This window comes from Acidiferrobacter thiooxydans (genome assembly GCF_003333315.1).
Classification (GTDB): domain Bacteria; phylum Pseudomonadota; class Gammaproteobacteria; order Acidiferrobacterales; family Acidiferrobacteraceae; genus Acidiferrobacter; species Acidiferrobacter thiooxydans.
The window spans coordinates 948,685-965,986 of the sequence record NZ_PSYR01000002.1 but is presented as its reverse complement, the minus strand read 5'-3'; the positions used below and the strand labels follow the sequence as shown (position 1 = coordinate 965,986).

Below are 17,302 nucleotides of genomic sequence, written 5' to 3'. Positions count from 1 at the left end.
AGGTAAGCATGGCGGGATGCTGCGGTGGTACGACCTGCGGAATCGGGCGTTGTTTCGGGCACTTCTCGCGGCGCTATACGCGTCGCTATGAACGGCGCGGCCTGGAGGCGACCCAAAAGCAACTGGTCGCGGGTCTGCGCGAGGTCGGCTTTGACGGCCGCTCGCTGCTCGAGATCGGCTGCGGGGTCGGGTATTTCCATCAACACCTGTTGTTGCGCGGGGCGGCTACCGCGGTCGGGGTCGATCTTGCCGAGGCGATGTTGACCGAGGCGCGGGCACTGGCGGCACGCCAGGGACTTGCGGAGCGGGTGCGATACGTGTCGGGGGATTTCCAGGTCATGGCCCCTGCGCTCGAGGCCGCCGACATCACACTGCTCGACAAGGTCGTGTGCTGCTACCCGGATGCCCCGGGGCTGATGGCCGCGACCATAGGGCGCACCAAGCAGGCCTGCGCCTTGACCCTCCCACGACGGCATTGGTTCAATCGCGCGGCCGCGCACCTCGGCGCCGGGCTGTTCCGGGTCGTGGGCAGCACCTATCGACCATTCGTGCATGATCCGACGACCATCGACGGACAGATGCGTGCCGCTGGCTTCGAGCCCGCCTTCGAGGCCCGCACCCTGATCTGGTTGACGCGCATCTACCGTCGCGCCTCGGCGCCCCCTGTGGCCGCCGGCTGATTACGCGCGCGGTGCGCGGCGGGCCCGTCGCCTGCAAGGTTACGCGCGGAATTCACCAGGGCCACATGCGTGAAGGCCTGCGGGAAATTGCCGACCAGTCGCCGCGCCGCCGGGTCGTACTCTTCGGATAGCAGACCTACGTCGTTGCAAAGACCCACGAGACGCGCAAAGAGCTGCCGGGCCTCGCTATCTCGCCCCTGCAACACGAGATTGTCGACGAGCCAGAACGAGCAGGGTAGGAACACCCCTTCAGTGCCTGGCAGGCCATCGTTCGACTCCTGCGGGCGATAGCGCAAGACGAGGCCATCGTCCATGAGTTCGTCCTCGATGGCGCGCACGGTACCGACGATGCGTGCGTCGGTCGCCGGCAGAAAGCCGACCAGGGCCATCATGAGCAGGCTCGCATCCAGGGACTCGCTGCCGTAATACTGCGTGAAGCTGTTCTTTGCGACATTGAAGCCGTGCGCGCAGACGTCCGCATGGATGGTATCGCGGATCTCTTGCCAGCGTTCCACGGGCCCCTCGAGCCCATAGCGCGTGGCATCCTTGACCGCGCGATCGAAGGCCACCCAGGCCATGACCTTGGAGTGGGTGAAGTGCCGGCGTCCCCCGCGCATCTCCCAGATGCCGTCATCGGGGAGATGCCAGTGGGTCTCCAGGAACCCCATGACCGCGCGCTGGATATCCCAGACATGGGCCTCGGGATTAAGCCCCACGCTGCGCGCGAGGTGCAGGGAGTCCATGAGTTCACCATAGACATCGATCTGAAACTGATCGGCGGCGGCGTTGCCGATGCGTACCGGCGATGCGCCCTCATAGCCTCGCAGCCAGGGGATCTCGCGTTCCCCGATCCAGCGTTCGCCGGCCACGCCGTAGACGATCTGGAGGTCGGCCGGATGGCCGGCGACCGCGCGCATGAGCCATTCGCGCCAGGCGACGGCCTCTTCGGTGTAGCCGGTCGTGAGCAGTGACCAGAGCGTGAAGGTGGCGTCGCGCAGCCAACAGTACCGGTAATCCCAGTTGCGCGTGCCCCCGAGTTGTTCCGGCAGGGAGGTGGTGAGCGCGGCGGCGATGGCCCCGGTGGAGCGGCAGGTGAGCGCCTTCAGGGTGATGAGCGAGCGCATGACGATGGTGCGCCACGGGCCTTCATAGTGGCCCTGGGCCACCCAGGTGCGCCACCAGGCCTCGGTATGGGCAAGCGCGGCGAGTGGTTCCGGAGGCTCGTAGGCCGTATGATGGGTCGGTTGGTAGCCGAGATGGAATATCTCCCGCTGACCGGCGGTGAGCGTGAACCGTGCACGGGTCGTCTGGTCATGGCCATAGACGGGAACCGTGGCGGTGAGGTGGAGACTGTCGGGCCCCGCGACTGCGAGCCGCGCATCGCCCACCCGGCGTACCCACGGGACCATGGACCCGTAGTAGAAGCGAATGACAAGCACCATCTCCATGTCGATCGAGCCGCTCACCCCCTCGACGATGCGCACGAGGCGGCAGTGTTCCTCGGAGTCGTGGCCGTTCATGACCATGAAGTCGGTAAGACGCGCACAACCCTGTGACGTCTCGAATTCCGTCTCGAGGATCAGGGTGTTGTCGCGATACCGGCGACGAACCGTCCATGTGCCGTCGGCCGGCGCGATCTGCCAGTGGCCGTTGTCGCGATCACCGAGCAGCGCGGCAAAGCACGCGGCGGAGTCCAGGCGCGGGGCGCAGAACCAGTCGATCGAGCCGTTTTTGCCAACCAGCGCCCCGGTTATGGTGTTGCCGATGAGCGCGTAGTCTTCGATGGGCAGATTCTCGTTTTTTGGGTCTGACATCGCATCTCCTGCAGGGCGGGAACGGCGCGGCGGGTGTCTGGCGCGCCAACCCGTGGTGATGGTGGCCCACCGCTTGGCGGGGCGTCGTTCCTGTATAGCGCTTTTGCCGTGCCCGGGGCAAGTTTTGAGATGGGATCGTCATACGCGAGCGGCCCTGCCACGGTGCGCGTCGGACGGCCTTGATTCCGTACCTGGGTACGGAACTAGCCTTGTCGATCATGGCGAGGGTTTTGGGTGTGATGGCGGATAAGGGCACGCGTTCTCGACCGCTGGCTACTGGCCCGCGCGGATTGTGTGCGGCGGTGGTTACGGGATTTCTGGCATCGATCTGTTGTGTGGGCCCGCTCGTCCTGGTGGTGGCCGGCATCGGCGGTGCCTGGGTCTCGGATCTTACGATCCTGGACCCGCTGCGCCCATGGCTTATGGCCATGACCCTGGGCCTGCTCGCGTTCGCGCATGTCCGTTATTGGCGGGAGCGGCGCCGGGCGGCGGCATGCAGCTGCCCACCCACGGCTAGGCGTTCGGCCTTGTGGCTCTGGTTTGGTACCGCCTTGGTGGCGGTCACGCTGCTCGCGCCTTATGTGCTACCCGCCTTGATCGTGCCGTCCATCCCCACTACACCCTAGGAGCATCTCATATGAAGCCCGTCACGCGTTTGTGGATTCTCATGGTCACCCTGACCTCGGTAGCGGCCCTGGGGCCGGCCATGGCGGCGATCAGTCCGCACGGGTCGGCGCACGCAGTCGCCGTGCGCTTCGCGCAGGTCGTCATCCATATTCCCGGGATGACCTGCAGCAATCATTCGTGCGCCACCGCCGTGTACATGTCGCTCATCCGCCTACCCGGCGTGATGGGCGTGGGTGTCGATGAATCGACGCAGAACGTTACCGTGAAATACATCCCGACCCGCACGCGCCCGGCGGTGTTTTTGAAAGCGGTCAAGAACGCCGGTTTCCCTGGGACCGTGGTGCGCGGCAAGGGCGCCTGAGGCTCGACACCATCGTCCCGCCCATCCGTCCATGGCGACTATCGTGGCGCCAGGGGGCGATCAGCCTGCCACAGGACATAGTCGGAATGCTGGTCGCGGGCGAGCGCCCGCTGGATGGTGCGTCGCTCGCTTGCGGTGAGCGTATAGCGTACGAGATAGGCACGGAAGAAGCGCACATAGGCGGCGTCGGGGTAGACCATGATGCGCGCCGCAAGCGCTGTGGCGTGCGCGGCCCTTTTGACGTCATAGGAGAGCTCGCGGGATTGTCCGGGCTTGATCCGGGTATCGAAGTATTGATGCTTGAGATCGAGACTGATGCGCCGCGCTATGACGAGGCGGCGGACACTGCCCGGGCACACATGGCGCGCGCAGCGCTGCCAGACGGTGGCGATCACCTCGGGGGTCGTGTAGGTCGGGAAATCGTGGCCGACTCCCGAATTCGTGATGACGAGGCGGGCGATGAGGGCGTGGTGCGCAATGCGGGGCTGTGCCCGGAAGCGGATGGTGAGCGCGCGGCGCACGAAGCGCGGGTTGTGTATCCCATAGAAGTTGTGGCGCCCGTCGGGCATGTGGCAGCTCTGGCACGTCACCCCCTCGCGTGCGTAACGGCTCTTGCGCCATTCGCCATAGACGTTTTCCAGAAGGGCGCCGTGCAGGCGCGCACCATCCCGATGGAATTGATGACAGCTTATGCAAAATCGACTCCGCATGAAATCCCGGCTTGGGGTAAAGCCATTATGGACGATGCGTCCGGCGGCCAGATACGGTTCGAGGGGTGGACCGAAGCGCTGGTAGTGACGCACATGGCAGTCGGCGCAGGTGACGCCTTGCCGCGCTAGGGTCGCAAGCGGCTGGCCTGCCAAGGCGGCTTTGACCTCACGCCATTGACGACGCGCGGGGGCATGACACGACAGACAGCCGCGCACGAATGCCCAACGGCCAAGGCCGGCCTGGGCAAGCTGGCCGATGACCCCTGGCCCCATGGCCAGGGCGTGACGGCTCTTGCGCCACTCTCGATATTGACTGATATGGCATTGGCCGCAGGCGCGTGCCGACAGCGCGGTCTCGAAGGCCGGCCAATGAGGGGGCGACGGCCCTCCGATGGGGACTGGTCTATGCCAGTAGTGACTCAGAAAGGCCGTGGTCGGCCAGGCCCACGTCGGCATGGCGGGGTTGAATAGCAACAGCGCGAGCCACCACCGCACGGCGCGGTGCTTGCGGGCTGCGCGTCCGGAGGCCTTGTGTAAAACGGGGAAAAACCCCGCCCGCCCCGAAGGGCGGGAGCGGGGGGAAGTGTGGCCAGGGCCCCGTGCGGCCACGGGTGCCGGTTACGACCTTAGGAGCCGCAGGCGTTCTTCATCTTACCTTTTTTGGAGCTATAGGAGCTCTTCATGGTGCCGCCTTGGGAGCCGCAGCCGGATTTCTTCATCATCTGTCCTTGGGAGCCGCAGGCGTTCTTCATGCTCGCCTGTGCCGTCGTGAGGGCCACGGTTGCAGCCAGGGCCATCGCGGTGTGCAGTGCATAGGTCGCTATCTTCATCAGAAACTCCTTTAATAGTGCTAGTGGTGATGACAACACTGTCCCCGGACAGCATGATGCGGCGCATCCCTTCGCCTAGGACCTTCGTATCGGCCCTTGTTATCGTAAGGACCATGCCCCGGGCCTTCCTGGCCGCCTGGGCACGGCAGTCCCCGTGCAAGGTGAGGGACTTCGTGCTTAGTCGCGCGCCATGGCCAGATCTTACACCCCATCCGGCCTCTTAACCCAGGCGTGGCGGAGCGTCGGCGGCCGGACGACCGTCAGGAGAGGTGGCTGGGCTTGGCCCCGGGCCCGGCCGCCTGACGCACGATAGCCGCAAAGATCGGGTCCAGGGTGCGTGCCAGGCGGTTCAGCGCGGGATTGTGGTAAGGGGCAAAGACCGCGCTCGGCGTGCGGTAGGTGAGGTCGGCGGTGCCATGACGATTGGCCGTGACATAGATCCTGAGTGGTGCCTCGATACCGGCGGCCACGCTGTCTTTGAGCATGGTCACGGCGAAATCGTTACGAAACACCATGACGACGGCGTTCCCCGGGATCTTGATCCCCCGGGCCGCCGCCCCGTGACTGGCGCTCGCCTGGGCTACGACCACCATGTGGTGGGCCTTGACCGCGGCGATGAGCCGTTGCAAGAGCACTGGATAGCGGTAGCGTGTCGTGTCCGTGTGCGTGCCGGGATAGCCCATGGCCGCCTGGGCCGAAAACGCGGCGGTAGTCAGCAAAAGCCCGATGAGGAGGGCACGCAGACGCGGTATCGCGTGGTGCCGTTTAGAGGAGGTGACGCGATCCGGCATAGAGGGTCTCCTGGTCGGCAAAACCGTGTATGGCCCCGGGCCCTTGCCGGTGGCCAGTCGTCCGAGGTCCCCTTCGTCGGACGGTGTGTAATCCGGTGCCCGTCCCTGGGCGAAGCAACCTCCACCCCAAAAGGATGGTTGTGCGCTTAGTCGTTTAGGTCGCGGCGAACCTTACAGCGATGCGGCGATGGCCGCCGGGCCTGGGATGGCAGGCTCTGGCAACCTCAATGGGCGCCGGGGCCCGCGTTGAGGGCGCGGGGCGGGCGTCCTGTGCGACGCATCGTAAGGCCCACCCCCGTAAGGACCAGAGCGCCGGCCACCGCCAGCCGCGCGGTTATCGGCTCTCCCAAGAACGCCCAGCCCCCCATGGCGACAATCACAGGGACTGCGAGTTGTACCGTGGCCGCGAACACGGTGCGCAGTCGGGGCAGTAGCGCGTACCAAAGCAGGTAGACAGGTGCCGAGGTCACGGCCCCCGAGACCAACGCCTCGAGCACACCTGTCCAGTGCGGCGAGGACCCCGGCCCGACCCGCCAACCGAGACGCAAAAGCGCGAGGCCGACGCTCAGCAAGGCGGCGTAGAGGAAATTGACCGTGGTGTGCGCCAGAGGATCGCGGACCCCGCGCCCGCCTATGGAATAAAGGCCCCAGCCGAGGCCCGCGGCGAGCATGCCCACGACCGCCCAGGGTGCCGGCCGATGGAGTTGCAGGGCCACCAGGATATAGAGCCCGGCGAGCGCCAGAAGGCCGCCCAGCACGTGCGCCGTGGTGGGCCGCTCGCCGCCGATCATGGCGCCCACGAACATCGTGAGCTGCACCGCGAAAAAGAGCAGCAGGGCACCCATGGCGGCGCCCAGCACGACGTAGGTGTAGGAGAACGCGGCGGCGTAGAGGAATAACCACAACACGTTCGCCTGCGGACGCCGGAGCGGGACGCGACGGATCGCCGACAAGACCGTGAGCAGGACCGCGCCGCCGGCTAGCCGCAGGAGCGTAAAGAGCGTGGGCCCGATCAGATGGCCAGCGAGCGCGGCGCGCGCCAGAAGACTATTGGCCGCCATGCCGACTAGCACCAGGAGCGTGGCGCTCGCCACGGGAAGATTCCGCCTCAAGTCCATGCTGGTTCCCGCAAAACCGCGATCATAGCGCCAAAGACCATCGCCTGGCATGGCGAATTCTCAATCGCCTCGTACCGGCGGCCGCCACCAATGTCGTGCGGGTATGGGGATTAGGGCTTGAGCGCGTGTGGCGGCCCTTCGATCTGGCGGGCCATGCTCACTGCCGGGCGCGCGGCGATGCGCGCGAAATAATCCGCGAGCCGCGCCCAGGGCGCGAGATCGAGCTCGATGCGCAGCGCCCAGGTGAGCATCACGAAGAGATAGGCGTCGGGCGCGGCAAACGACTCGCCGGTCAGGAACCGGCGTCCGTTTAGCATCCGGTCGATATAGTCCAGGCGCGGCGCCACGAGCGCGCGGCTGGCCGCCTGACCCTCTGCGGTGTTGGCGAGGAAGTTGGCGGCCACGCCCCCGTGACGGTCCGGGGTGATGAAGTTACCGTGGATCTCGGTCGCTAGAAAATTGAGCCACGCACAGGCATGGTATCGAGCGCGCGATCCTGCAAGCGGCATGAGTCCCTGCCCTGGCGCCTGGTCTGCAATATAGCTCAGGATCACGGCGCACTCGGTGAGTATGTCGCCGTCATCGAGTCTCAGGGCTGGGACGTAGGCCTTGGGCGTGACCTCTCGATAATCGCCGTTGCGCCAGCGTTTCGTGGCAAGGTCGACTCGCTCCAAAGTAAACGGTGCCCCGGTCTCGCGTAGCAGGATATGGGGCGCCAGGGAGCTCGCGCCGGCCGCATAGAACAGGATCATGCCATGTTCCGAGTGTCTTTTGATATCGGTCATCATAGGGGCCGGTCCGGTCATGGACAAGCCTCATGGGACGATATCCCTCATACTGGGCTTGGCGGCCCCGGGAAGACCGTTCTGGTCATCCACTCAAAGTCACCAAATTGGTGATCATGGTCACCATGCTGGTGATATGACCCGCCTGCAACTCTCAAAAAACCAACGCCAATTCAAGGCCATCGCAAAATGGTCCGTCTCTTGCTACCAGCCCGCCACGACAACCATATCCGGAACCACCCTGGGGGGATGAACGTCATGGGGATAAAAATATCCACGTTGCATCGTAATGTGTTGGCGGCGCTGTGCCTAAGCGCGATCTCGGGGACCGCTCTGGCGGCCTTGCCGGGCCCCATAGTGAGCCCGCACTGGCTAAAGGCCCATCTCCACGACAAGCGCCTCGTGATCCTGGACTTACGCTCGCCCAAGGCCTATGCCGCCGGCCACATCCCCGGGGCCATATCGGCCCCTTACGTCCATTGGCGCATGATGATCCGCGGCGTCAATCGCATGCTCCCGCCGATCCCCGTCATCCAGGCCTATCTCCGGTCGGTAGGCGTCAACAATAACTCCGAGGTAGTTGTCTACAATGACCTCGCCACGCCGATGGGCCTCGGTCTGGGGGGTGAGACCCGGGCCTTCTGGACACTGAAGGTCCTCGGCCACAACAGCGAGGCGCTTCTGAACGGCGGCTTCGAGGGCTGGCTCAAGAGCCATGGCGCCTTGACGAAGACCGTACGCCACGCGCACGGCAATCTCACGGCCCACTTTCAGCCGCAGATCTACGCCACATTGCAGCAGGTGCGCGCCGACCTACATACCCACGTGGTACTGGTGGACAACCGTCCGATGCATCAGATCGTCGGTCTCACCAAGGCCCCGTTCGTGGCGCGATACGGGCACATCCCGGGCGCCGTCCCCTATCCCGTCACCTGGATGGTCGGACATAACGGCAATCTATTACCCAAGGCCAAGCTCGAGGCCCTGGCGCGCGTGGCGGGCTTTCCCGAGAATCATGGCGCGCCGATGGTGACCTACTGCAACACCGGGCACTGGGCAAGCATCGGCTGGTTTGTGGCCACGCAGGAGCTGGGGTACAAGAATGTCCGTCTCTACGATGGCTCGATGACCCAATGGGCCTACCATCATCGTGACCCGGTCTCGGTCGGCTTCGTCAACTAGCTAAAGGCGTGCATGGGCTCGCGAAGATTTTTGGAAAAGGGGGGTCGTAGGCCGACACCCTCCGGGGCGGGCATCCGGAAACCCTGCATACACGGTCGCGAAAGAAGGCGACCGCTCGGCCGGGACTTCGCAGTGCCTTTGCAAAGTGCTTACAGGACGCCACGGTACAAGGTTGGGCCATTTCAGAGATTGGCGGCCATGGGATTACAGCCAGGGTTTGACAAATGAGGTTGCGTGTACGGGGCACTTGTTGTACAAGCAGACTAGACGGCGCGAATGTCCACAAAACGTTCCGACACAGTGGAATCAATGTCGCGGGAATGGGGAGCCTTCACGAAGTCGATACACAGATTACGAAATAATAAATAATATAATAATAGCCTGAACTTCAGGCCAGGAGGAGGTTTATGAATACGCCTGCCAGACGCCTACTGATGTCGATGGTAACGGTGGCAAGTCTGCTGGCGCTCAGCGCGTGCCATCACAAGACCGCGGCCCAGAGTCCTTCCACAGGTACAACGAGTGCAGCCCCGAGTACGGCGCGGTCCGCGGGCGGCGCGACCTCGGGATCGACAAGCGGTATGGCGGGGGACGGAGGCCATCATACGTCCGGCACGAAGAAGGGGTCGATGGCCAATGCCTGCGGGGCATCGAACGGCTCTTGAGGGAGGTGGACGGCTGAGAATGTCTTGAGTGGTGGTCTGGCAATAACCATAAAGGAACCGGAGGAGACGTAATGAAGAAGCCGAATAAGAAACTGAGCTGGTTGGCACGGGCCTTGGGGGCGGGGGCAATGCTGACGACCTCAGCCGTTGCATTCGCGGGCTTGCTACCCTCGATGAACGAAAAGCCCATGCCGGCGTGGACCATGGTCTATGGAACGGAAAAACCTCAACAGAAACCCAGCGCCTTGCTGTTTGGGGTGATTCAGCCGGGCTATGCCTATGCGCAGACGAGCAACGCCAATGGAACGGTCAATGGCTACTCACAGTTCAAATTCTACCGCGTCCGACCCGGCATCCGTGGCTCTATAGGGCCCAACATCGATTACTTCTTTTTGGCGGAGTTTGCCAACAATGCTGCCAACCCCAATGCCTATTATCCAGGCATGCCGGGCAGTAATGCGGGGACCGGGGCACGGGCGCGTGTACTCGACGCGAACGTGACCTTGAACTACATACCTGGCGTGCACCTGGAGGTGGGGCAGATGTTGATCCCGTTTTCTGAGGAGGGCCTTGCGGCGGCCGGTATCCTCCCCTGGATCAATTACTCGCCTGCTACGCTTAGCATAGATTATAACGAGTTCATTGGCCCTCCTGGCCCAGACAGCCTGTTCAACGGTGTGCGCGAGATGGGTGTCATGGCCTTCAATCAGGTTATGCGCGGTCCCTTAGCCGTGGATTATGCCTTGGGCTATTACAACGGCACGGGGCTGTCGCAGACCGGCAGTAGTATGGACCATCCCGATCAGATCTTGGCGCACGCCGGGGTCGATTTCGGGCCGTTTGGTCTGGCCGGAAGTGTCGAGAACGGGCGGCAGGTTATCGCCGGCGGTGGCGGGGCGCCGAATAGCAGCTATCAGCAACGGAAGTACGCCATCGACGCCCGCTGGGGGAACTTCGCAAAGGATCCTCTGTGGGTATGGTATGAATATCAGCATGCCAATGACACGCAGCCGGGCGGAAGCCACGGGATCGCGCGCGGTTGGTTCGCGGCGGCCGGGTATCGCCCTGCGAAGCATTTCATGGCGGTGTTTCGTTACAGCACCTACAATTCAGAGAATGTGCTACCTGTCGGATCGTATGGCCAGACGCCATCAGCCGTCGGACCCATGCTGGCGCCAAGCTATACCGGCACCGGCCTGACCACGACAAGTCTTAATCAAAAGAGTCTGGTAGGGATTTATCTCGCGCGTAACGGCGTACGCTATTATGTGGAGTACGACCGCACGCATATCAATAATCAGCCGAAGCTTGCTGACGATAACGCTGTCAGTGTGATGGTGAGCCTGCCGTTCGGTGTGCGTCTCATACACTAAGGGAATTTAATAAGTCCTCCTAAGTTGTTGGGCGGGGGAGGAGTGATCCTCCCCCATTTTTTTATGGTGAATGGGCTTGCAATGACGGAAAAAAAGTGGGTTAAGATGTTGGATCCGTGGCTTTCGTAGGCGATTATAGCGGATGCGTTGTCCGGTCTCGACTGTAAGATGGTAAGCGCGCGTCGCCCGTTTTGGTCGCGCTGCATCGTATTGGGTCTCCTGGCGGGGCCTGTCGGGGCTTTTGCGGGCACGCAACCGCTGCGCTTCGGGGTTTTGCCGCTGCAAAGTCCGGTAGCCCTGGCGCGGCTTTTTATCCCTTTGTGTGCGCATTTGGCGAAGGCCCTGCACCGTCCGATCGTGTTCGCGACGGCCCCCGATTTCCAGAGATTCATGGCGCGCGCCAAGAAGGGGCGCTATGACGTGCTGTTCCTGAATCCCTATCTGTACCGTCAGCTGCATGGTTACCGTGCGGTGGCGCGCATCAAGGGCGTACCCTTCATCGGGTTGCTCATCACCCGCCAGGGGCGCCACATTGGGCCCTTGACGCCACGCTCCCTGGCAGGCCGTTCGATCGCATTCCCTGATCCCGACGCCTTCGCCGCCACCTTGATGGTAAAAGAGTATCTGCGGGCGCGTGGCGTGATCGTGGACACCGAGATGCGGCCTGTCTATCTGCGTAGCCAGGACTCGGTGATCCTGGCGGTGGCGCGCGGTCTCGTGGATCTGGGCGGGACATGGCCGTGGTCGCTCGATCAGGAGCCGCCGGCGATACGTGCCCAGGTGCGCATCGTGGCGCGCACGGCCCCAGGCCCGGAGATGCCGATCGCGGTGCGCGATACCATGGCGCCTGCAACCGTCAAGGCCCTGCAGAACGCGCTCATCGGGCTGACCGGGAGCGTGGCGGGGCGCGCGATCCTGCGGCGCATGCACATACCGGCGGGATTTGCCATCGCCAGCCCTCGCGAATACGCGAATATTCCGCGCGTCTTGAATCCCTGCGCGGCGCCGCGCCGGCCATGAAGCCTTTACGCTACTACCAGACCTTTCGTTTCAAGGTCGTCGCCTCCATTACGCTCGTACATCTCGTCTTGATGCTGACGCTTGTGATCATTGTAGTCCAAGGGCAGGAGCGCACCATGGACCGCGTCCTGCACAAGAATGCCGAGAGCCTCGCGCGCATGGTGGCGATCGCCTCGCGCAATGCCGTGCTCACCGAGAACCTCGGGACGCTCCAGGAAATCGTGCGCTACGCACTCCACAAGTCCGGGGTGCGACGCGTACGCATCACCAATGCCCAGAGAGTCGTTCTCGAGCGGAGTGGGCCCGCGCACCTCCAGCGCCGATGGCTTACGGTCCGCCATACCATCCGCGTGGGCCGCTATTCGGTGGGTCTCGTCACCTTGAGCCTGTCGCGGGCAAGTGTGTCGCAGCAGATGGCCGCGGCCCGCGACACCGGGTTATTGCTGACCCTGGCGGCGCTGATCATAGGGGGGGCGCCGGCTGGCTGTTGTCGCGTCACTTGACTGGCGACCTCGAGGGTCTCATGCGCGATGTCCAGCGGCTGGGCGGCCATGACGACGAGGAGCGGCGGGTGCAGGTGCGGCGCCATAACGAGGTGGGGGTCTTGAGCGAGGCCTTCAACGCCATGCTTGCCCGGCTCGCGCGCGCCCGCCGCCAGGCTGATATCGAACGCCACAAGCAGGCGGAATCAGAGCGCCTGGCGTGCCTGACCGAGACTGCGGCGGCGATCGTCCACGAGATCCGCAATCCCCTGGCAAGCATTGTAAGCGGTGTCGAGCTGCTCGTGGATGACAAGGGTGTCTCGGACAGCGAGCGGCACGAATTCGTGGCGATCGTCCGCGACGAGTCGCGCCGCTTGAATGCCGTACTGCAGAATTTTCTGAAATGGACGCGCCCCGCTGAGACCTTGCGAGAGCCGGGAGACTTAAACGCAGTCGTGGCCCAGGTCGTGGAGATGTATGATCTGACGTTGAACCGGGAGCACCGGCATGTGTTTCGGATGGAGATGGCCGAGTCTCTGGGGCCCGTGTCGTTCGATGCCGACCAGATACGGCAGGTGGTGTGGAATCTGCTCTTGAATAGTGCGGATGCTATGAAGAGCCCTGGCACCATTACGATCGCGACCGCGGTCGAAGAGGATTGGGTGTATATCAAGGTGACGGATACGGGGTCTGGTGTTCAGGGCAGCCCGGAGCGCCTGTTCACGCCCTTTTATACGACCAAGGCCGAGGGTACGGGGCTTGGATTGGCGCTGGTACGCCGCATTGCCAATGCCCATGGCGGTTGGGTTACCATCACCAATCTGTCCCCGGGTGCCATGGTCGTATTCGCCATCATGCGGGAGGGGCCGTGACCGACATACTCTTGGTGGATGACGAGCAGGCACTCTTGAAGATCCTGGCGCGCACGCTCGAGCGCGCAGGCTATGCGGTCGCGTGTGCGGGCTCGGTGGAGACGGCCCTGGCGCAGGCCGCGGCCCAGAGCTTCGACATGGTGATCACTGACTTGAAGCTCGTCCATGACGACGATGGTCTCAAGGTGGCGCAGGGGGTGCGTGCCCTGCAAAGTAACATCGGGGTATTGATTGTCACGGCCTATGCCAGCGTGCCTTCGGCGGTCGAGGCGATGCGCGTGGGGGTCGACGACTATCTGATGAAGCCGGTGGAGACCCAGGAGCTGCTGCTGCGGATCAGCTCGATCCTGGAGAGGCGGCAATTGAAGCGTGAGGTCCAGACCTTGCGTTCGCGCCTGCGCGCCGATAAGAAGACGGCTGTGATCGGTGAGGAGACCGGTCTGTCCGGGATCTTTGCCTCGCTCGATCGGGTCGCTTTGTCGGACCTCCCGGTCCTTGTTCAGGGCGAGAGCGGGACTGGCAAGGAACTGGTGGCACGCGCCATCCATGATCGTAGCAATCGCCAGGGGCGCTCATTCATCGCGGTCAATTGTGCGGCCATGTCCGAGCAGCTTTTGGAGAGCGAGCTCTTCGGGCATGTGCAGGGGGCCTTTACCGGGGCCGACCGCTCTCGTCGCGGGCTCTTTGAGGAGGCGCACAAGGGCACCCTTTTCTTAGATGAGATCGGTGACATCTCGCCGGGGCTGCAGGTCCGGCTCCTGCGTGTCCTGCAGGAACAGGAGATTCGGCCGGTGGGGGCCAACGTCGGACGTAAGGTCGACGTGCGCATCATTGCCGCCACCCACAGGGACCTCGCCACGCTCGTGCGCGAGGGCGTATTCCGCGATGACCTCTATTTTCGGTTGAATGTCCTGCCACTCACGGTCCCGCCTCTGCGCAACCGTCGCGACGACATCCCGGAGCTGACCGCCTATTTCGTGGAGCGCTATTGCGCCAAGGCCGGCCGTCCGGTTCCGCACATCACGTTGGATGCCTTGCGCAAACTGGGTCAGGGGCAATGGCCCGGCAACGTGCGCGAGCTCCGAAACGTGATCGAGCGCAGCCTGACATTGGCCGGTAATACCGAGGTATTGGATGCGGATGATATCCGCCTGGATCAGGGCGCCGGCGACTCAGGCCCCCCGCTCTTTTCCCAGATGAAGGACCTCGTGAGCCTGGAGGAGCTGGAGCGTCAGTATCTCGCCTACGTTCTGGAACGTACGCAAGGCAACCAGGCCAAGGCCGCCGAGATCCTGCAGGTCGGGAAAAACACGGTGTGGCGGCGGGTGCGCGACAGCAAGACCTCCTAGGCCAATCGCCTGCCAGCGGTCATCACGTGAGCGTCGGGGATCCGAAGTGGAATCCCTGGCCCCAATCGATGTCGAGCGCGAGCAGGGCATCGGCGGTATCCGCGCCCTCTATGCCCTCGGCTATGGTGGTAATGCCCAAATCGTGACCGAGATGGGCGATGTCGCGGACGATGGCCGCCATGCGCTTTTCGTAGGTGACGCGCGTTACGAGCTCTTTTTCGATCTTCAGAAAGGACACCGGGAAGTCGGCCAGATACAGAAACGACGAGTAGCCACTCCCGAAGTCGTCGAGCGCCACGCGAAAGCCGTACTCGAGCAGCGGTTCCAGATGACGTCTTACCGCCTTGCGGTCGCGGAGCATGGCCCGTTCCGTGATCTCGATGACAAATGGTGTCCCGCAGTCGCGGGTGAGTCCGGTATCGCGGCCCTGTTCCCGGGCGCCCTGCAGGAGAGCGGCGAGGGTCTGGGCCTGCGCGAGCAGGCCTGCCGAGGCGTTCACGAAATGCAGTATGGGTGCGTGATGGGCCTTGACGCGTTCCACGCAGCGGCGCATGGCTTGGGCTATGATTGCCTGATCTATGCGTTGCAACTGGCCCAGATGCGCTGCGGCCTCGATGAACTGCGTAGCGTCCAGGACCGTTCCATTCGGCAGGATCAGTCGCGCCAGGGATTCGTCTGCGACCACTACCCCGTCTTTCAAAGACACGATGGGCTGCGCGGCGGCCACGACCCGATCATGGCTCAGGGCCTCCTCGATCTGTCCGCCGATCAAAAAGATGTTGGGGCTTGAGCCAGCTCGACAAACCCGGTCCCCACCCTCCTGCTTGGCCTGATAGAGCGCGGCATCGGCCATAGTCATGAGCTCGACTATGGTCTGGCCATCGACCGGGAAGGACGCCACGCCTATGCTGGCGGTCACATGAATCTCCTGATCGCCGGCGAAAATCGCGGTATGGCCGATCTGCTCGCGGATACGCTCCATACCATAAAGTGCTGAGTCTGGCTTGGTATCGGGGAGCAGGCACAGGAATTCCTCGCCACCCCAGCGCCCCACGATGTCCCCGTGACGCATGGCCCCGCGCAGGATCGTGGCGGTATGGATGAGGACCTCGTCGCCGACCGCGTGGCCGTAAGTGTCGTTTATGATCTTGAAGTGGTCGAGGTCGACTAGGCCGAGACTGTAAACCGTATTCGCTTGCGACCCCTGCGCGTGCTGGCGGCCCATCGCCTCTTCAATCATATTGCGTCGGTAGAGGCCGGTCAGGATATCGTGTTGCGCGAGGTAATGGGCGCGCGATTCGGCGGCCTGCCGAAGCGTGTCCTGATCGAAGCCGTCGAGCGCAAACGAGATATCTTCGGCGATGCGTCGCAAGAGATGCAGAAGATCGTTGTCGAAAAAGGCGGCCTCGTCTGAAAAGACGCAGAGTGCGCCGTACACGCGGTCGCCTCGCTTAAAGGGGAGCGCGCCCGCCGATAGGCTTGCCGATGCGCCCAACGGGCGTACGTGTCCGCCAACCGTGCCCCCACCCTCTTGCCGTACGATGATTTCGCCAGTCCGGATGGCGTTCTGCGAGAGCATCAGTACGGTCTCTTCGGGCGGCAAGACCATGTCCTCTTTGGCGTGGGAAAAGGCGGCGACCATCCGCGCGGTGGCGGCATGCGGCTCGATCACGGCAATGCATGCACGCTGCAGATGTCCGTATTCCACCGCAGTGCGGCATATGCCTTCGAAAAGGGCTTGTGGATCCGTGCGGCAGGCGACCAGGTGGTCGACTTGGCAGAGCGCCGAGTAGAAGTCCGTCATATGACGCAGGCGTTCCTCCGACTCTTTACGTTCCGTGATGTCATGGCATATGCCGACGTGGTGCGTTATGGCCCCCGAATCATCGCGTACGACGCTTATGGTGAGCCATTCCGGGAATATCTCACCGTTCTTTCTCCGGTCCCAGATCTCGCCCTGCCAGTGGCCGGTTGTGAGTACAGCGTGCCACAAGTCTGCGTAAAAGGCCTTGTCGTGGCGTCCGGATTGCAGAAGGTTCGGAGACCGGCCTATCACCTCCGAGACGCTATAGCCGGTAAGGCGCTCAAAGGCGGCGTTTACCGCGACAATACGATTGGCGGCGTTCGTGACCATGATGGACTGCATGCTGTTATCGAAGACCGCGGCGGCGAGACTCTGTGTGTAAGCCGCCTCGGTGTGCCAGCTCATGTCGCGCAGGATTGCGACATAGGTACGCTCGCTCTCCTCAACCACGCTTGCGATGCTCACGTCCGCCAGAAAAGTGTCACCGCCGCGGCGCCTAAAGAAGGCGCTGTAACACAGGCTATCCGGTCGGGTACTGTCCGGATGTGGGCGGATGGGGGTATCGGTACGCCAGGCGCGCAGGCTGGCCCCGACCAGGGTCGCTGTGTCGCAGGCCAGAATCCGGCCCGCCTCGGGATTGGTGGTTCGGATGATGCCTCGGTCGTCAAGAACGAACACCGCATCCGTACTGAAGGCCATCAAGAATGCGAGCTTACCCTGCAGACCGATATTGCCCTTCCGCATAGGGCCCCCTTATAGTTATCCACGTTCTCAGCCCGCGTTGGAGACCGAGACCGGTGTGGCGGTCTTCACGATACCCGACGGGCGGACATGCGCCC

The 17,302-nt window shown here is 63.3% G+C and carries 16 protein-coding genes; 9 read left to right on the top strand and 7 right to left on the bottom strand.

Features of this window, described 5'->3' with window-relative positions; genetic code table 11:
- The first annotated feature begins 8 nt into the window (after positions 1-8).
- The gene (locus tag C4900_RS11640; RefSeq protein WP_065971251.1) at positions 9-680 is read left to right on the top strand and encodes a class I SAM-dependent methyltransferase; all 672 of its coding nucleotides are present in this window, start codon (positions 9-11) and stop codon (positions 678-680) included.
- Here C4900_RS11640 and C4900_RS11635 read toward each other — a convergent pair.
- The gene (locus tag C4900_RS11635) at positions 641-2,494 is read right to left on the bottom strand and encodes a glycoside hydrolase family 15 protein (RefSeq protein WP_083995979.1); all 1,854 of its coding nucleotides are present in this window, start codon (positions 2,492-2,494) and stop codon (positions 641-643) included. The genes C4900_RS11640 and C4900_RS11635 overlap by 40 nt on opposite strands.
- A 239-nt stretch (positions 2,495-2,733) precedes the next feature.
- Here C4900_RS11635 and C4900_RS11630 point away from each other — a divergent pair, with 239 nt between their 5' ends.
- Both C4900_RS11630 and C4900_RS11625 read left to right on the top strand, forming a co-directional pair.
- Entirely contained in the window at positions 2,734-3,120 is a 387-nt protein-coding gene (locus tag C4900_RS11630; RefSeq protein WP_233432004.1) for a mercuric transporter MerT family protein, read from the top strand.
- Positions 3,121-3,131: 11 nt separating this feature from the next.
- The gene (locus C4900_RS11625; protein ID WP_114283134.1) at positions 3,132-3,482 is read left to right on the top strand and encodes a heavy-metal-associated domain-containing protein; all 351 of its coding nucleotides are present in this window, start codon (positions 3,132-3,134) and stop codon (positions 3,480-3,482) included.
- A gap of 38 nt (positions 3,483-3,520) precedes the next feature.
- Here the strand turns inward: C4900_RS11625 and C4900_RS11620 are convergent, their stop codons facing one another.
- The 5 genes from C4900_RS11620 to C4900_RS11600 all read right to left on the bottom strand — a co-directional run bounded on the left by C4900_RS11620 (position 3,521) and on the right by C4900_RS11600 (position 7,737).
- Positions 3,521-4,687 (bottom strand): multiheme c-type cytochrome, encoded by a 1,167-nt coding sequence (locus C4900_RS11620; protein WP_141689318.1) that lies wholly within the window; start codon positions 4,685-4,687, stop codon positions 3,521-3,523.
- 131 nt (positions 4,688-4,818) lie between these two features.
- A complete protein-coding gene (locus C4900_RS11615; protein ID WP_065971247.1) occupies positions 4,819-5,022 on the bottom strand; it encodes a hypothetical protein in 204 nt (67 codons plus the stop codon).
- A 260-nt stretch (positions 5,023-5,282) separates the two neighbouring features.
- Positions 5,283-5,813, bottom strand: coding sequence for a DUF302 domain-containing protein (locus tag C4900_RS11610; protein ID WP_114283133.1), 531 nt, complete (start codon positions 5,811-5,813; stop codon positions 5,283-5,285).
- A gap of 224 nt (positions 5,814-6,037) precedes the next feature.
- Positions 6,038-6,982 carry a DMT family transporter gene (locus C4900_RS11605; RefSeq protein WP_114283132.1) on the bottom strand — a complete coding sequence of 315 codons (945 nt, stop codon included), beginning with the start codon at positions 6,980-6,982 and terminating at the stop codon, positions 6,038-6,040.
- A 59-nt stretch (positions 6,983-7,041) separates the two neighbouring features.
- The gene (locus C4900_RS11600; RefSeq protein WP_211306922.1) at positions 7,042-7,737 is read right to left on the bottom strand and encodes a glutathione S-transferase N-terminal domain-containing protein; all 696 of its coding nucleotides are present in this window, start codon (positions 7,735-7,737) and stop codon (positions 7,042-7,044) included.
- A gap of 237 nt (positions 7,738-7,974) precedes the next feature.
- On the opposite strand from C4900_RS11600, the gene C4900_RS11595 reads away from it, so the two are divergent.
- From C4900_RS11595 to C4900_RS11570, 6 genes are all read left to right on the top strand, one after another.
- Positions 7,975-8,898 carry a sulfurtransferase gene (locus tag C4900_RS11595; RefSeq protein WP_170132533.1) on the top strand — a complete coding sequence of 308 codons (924 nt, stop codon included), beginning with the start codon at positions 7,975-7,977 and terminating at the stop codon, positions 8,896-8,898.
- 736 nt (positions 8,899-9,634) lie between these two features.
- Positions 9,635-10,936 (top strand): hypothetical protein, encoded by a 1,302-nt coding sequence (locus C4900_RS11590; protein ID WP_065971244.1) that lies wholly within the window; start codon positions 9,635-9,637, stop codon positions 10,934-10,936.
- Between the two features lie 168 nt (positions 10,937-11,104).
- Complete coding sequence (locus tag C4900_RS11585) at positions 11,105-11,956, top strand: phosphate/phosphite/phosphonate ABC transporter substrate-binding protein (RefSeq protein WP_065971243.1); 852 nt, start codon at positions 11,105-11,107, stop codon at positions 11,954-11,956.
- On the top strand, positions 11,953-12,459 hold the full coding sequence (locus tag C4900_RS16075) for a hypothetical protein (RefSeq protein WP_170132532.1): 507 nt from the start codon (positions 11,953-11,955) through the stop codon (positions 12,457-12,459). Before C4900_RS11585 ends, C4900_RS16075 begins: the two co-directional genes overlap by 4 nt.
- Positions 12,460-12,479: 20 nt before the next feature.
- Positions 12,480-13,310, top strand: a complete 831-nt coding sequence (locus C4900_RS11575) for a two-component system sensor histidine kinase NtrB (protein ID WP_170132531.1) — start codon at positions 12,480-12,482, stop codon at positions 13,308-13,310.
- The gene (locus tag C4900_RS11570; RefSeq protein ID WP_170132530.1) at positions 13,307-14,659 is read left to right on the top strand and encodes a sigma-54-dependent transcriptional regulator; all 1,353 of its coding nucleotides are present in this window, start codon (positions 13,307-13,309) and stop codon (positions 14,657-14,659) included. Before C4900_RS11575 ends, C4900_RS11570 begins: the two co-directional genes overlap by 4 nt.
- A gap of 22 nt (positions 14,660-14,681) precedes the next feature.
- On the opposite strand, the gene C4900_RS11565 is transcribed toward C4900_RS11570, so the two are convergent.
- Positions 14,682-17,207 carry a sensor domain-containing protein gene (locus tag C4900_RS11565; RefSeq protein ID WP_065971241.1) on the bottom strand — a complete coding sequence of 842 codons (2,526 nt, stop codon included), beginning with the start codon at positions 17,205-17,207 and terminating at the stop codon, positions 14,682-14,684.
- Positions 17,208-17,302 lie beyond the last annotated feature (95 nt).

Coding starts and splice junctions, on each gene's coding strand:
- C4900_RS11630 (WP_233432004.1), top strand. CDS start 2,734: ATGGCGGATAAGGGCACGCGTTCTCGACCGCTGGCTACTGGCCCGCGC.
- C4900_RS11600 (WP_211306922.1), bottom strand. CDS start 7,737: ATGACCGGACCGGCCCCTATGATGACCGATATCAAAAGACACTCGGAA.
- C4900_RS11625 (WP_114283134.1), top strand. CDS start 3,132: ATGAAGCCCGTCACGCGTTTGTGGATTCTCATGGTCACCCTGACCTCG.
- C4900_RS11585 (WP_065971243.1), top strand. CDS start 11,105: ATGGTAAGCGCGCGTCGCCCGTTTTGGTCGCGCTGCATCGTATTGGGT.
- C4900_RS11595 (WP_170132533.1), top strand. CDS start 7,975: ATGGGGATAAAAATATCCACGTTGCATCGTAATGTGTTGGCGGCGCTG.
- C4900_RS11615 (WP_065971247.1), bottom strand. CDS start 5,022: ATGAAGATAGCGACCTATGCACTGCACACCGCGATGGCCCTGGCTGCA.
- C4900_RS11575 (WP_170132531.1), top strand. CDS start 12,480: ATGCGCGATGTCCAGCGGCTGGGCGGCCATGACGACGAGGAGCGGCGG.
- C4900_RS11640 (WP_065971251.1), top strand. CDS start 9: ATGGCGGGATGCTGCGGTGGTACGACCTGCGGAATCGGGCGTTGTTTC.
- C4900_RS11565 (WP_065971241.1), bottom strand. CDS start 17,207: ATGCGGAAGGGCAATATCGGTCTGCAGGGTAAGCTCGCATTCTTGATG.
- C4900_RS11605 (WP_114283132.1), bottom strand. CDS start 6,982: ATGCCAGGCGATGGTCTTTGGCGCTATGATCGCGGTTTTGCGGGAACC.
- C4900_RS11610 (WP_114283133.1), bottom strand. CDS start 5,813: ATGCCGGATCGCGTCACCTCCTCTAAACGGCACCACGCGATACCGCGT.
- C4900_RS16075 (WP_170132532.1), top strand. CDS start 11,953: ATGAAGCCTTTACGCTACTACCAGACCTTTCGTTTCAAGGTCGTCGCC.
- C4900_RS11590 (WP_065971244.1), top strand. CDS start 9,635: ATGAAGAAGCCGAATAAGAAACTGAGCTGGTTGGCACGGGCCTTGGGG.
- C4900_RS11635 (WP_083995979.1), bottom strand. CDS start 2,494: ATGTCAGACCCAAAAAACGAGAATCTGCCCATCGAAGACTACGCGCTC.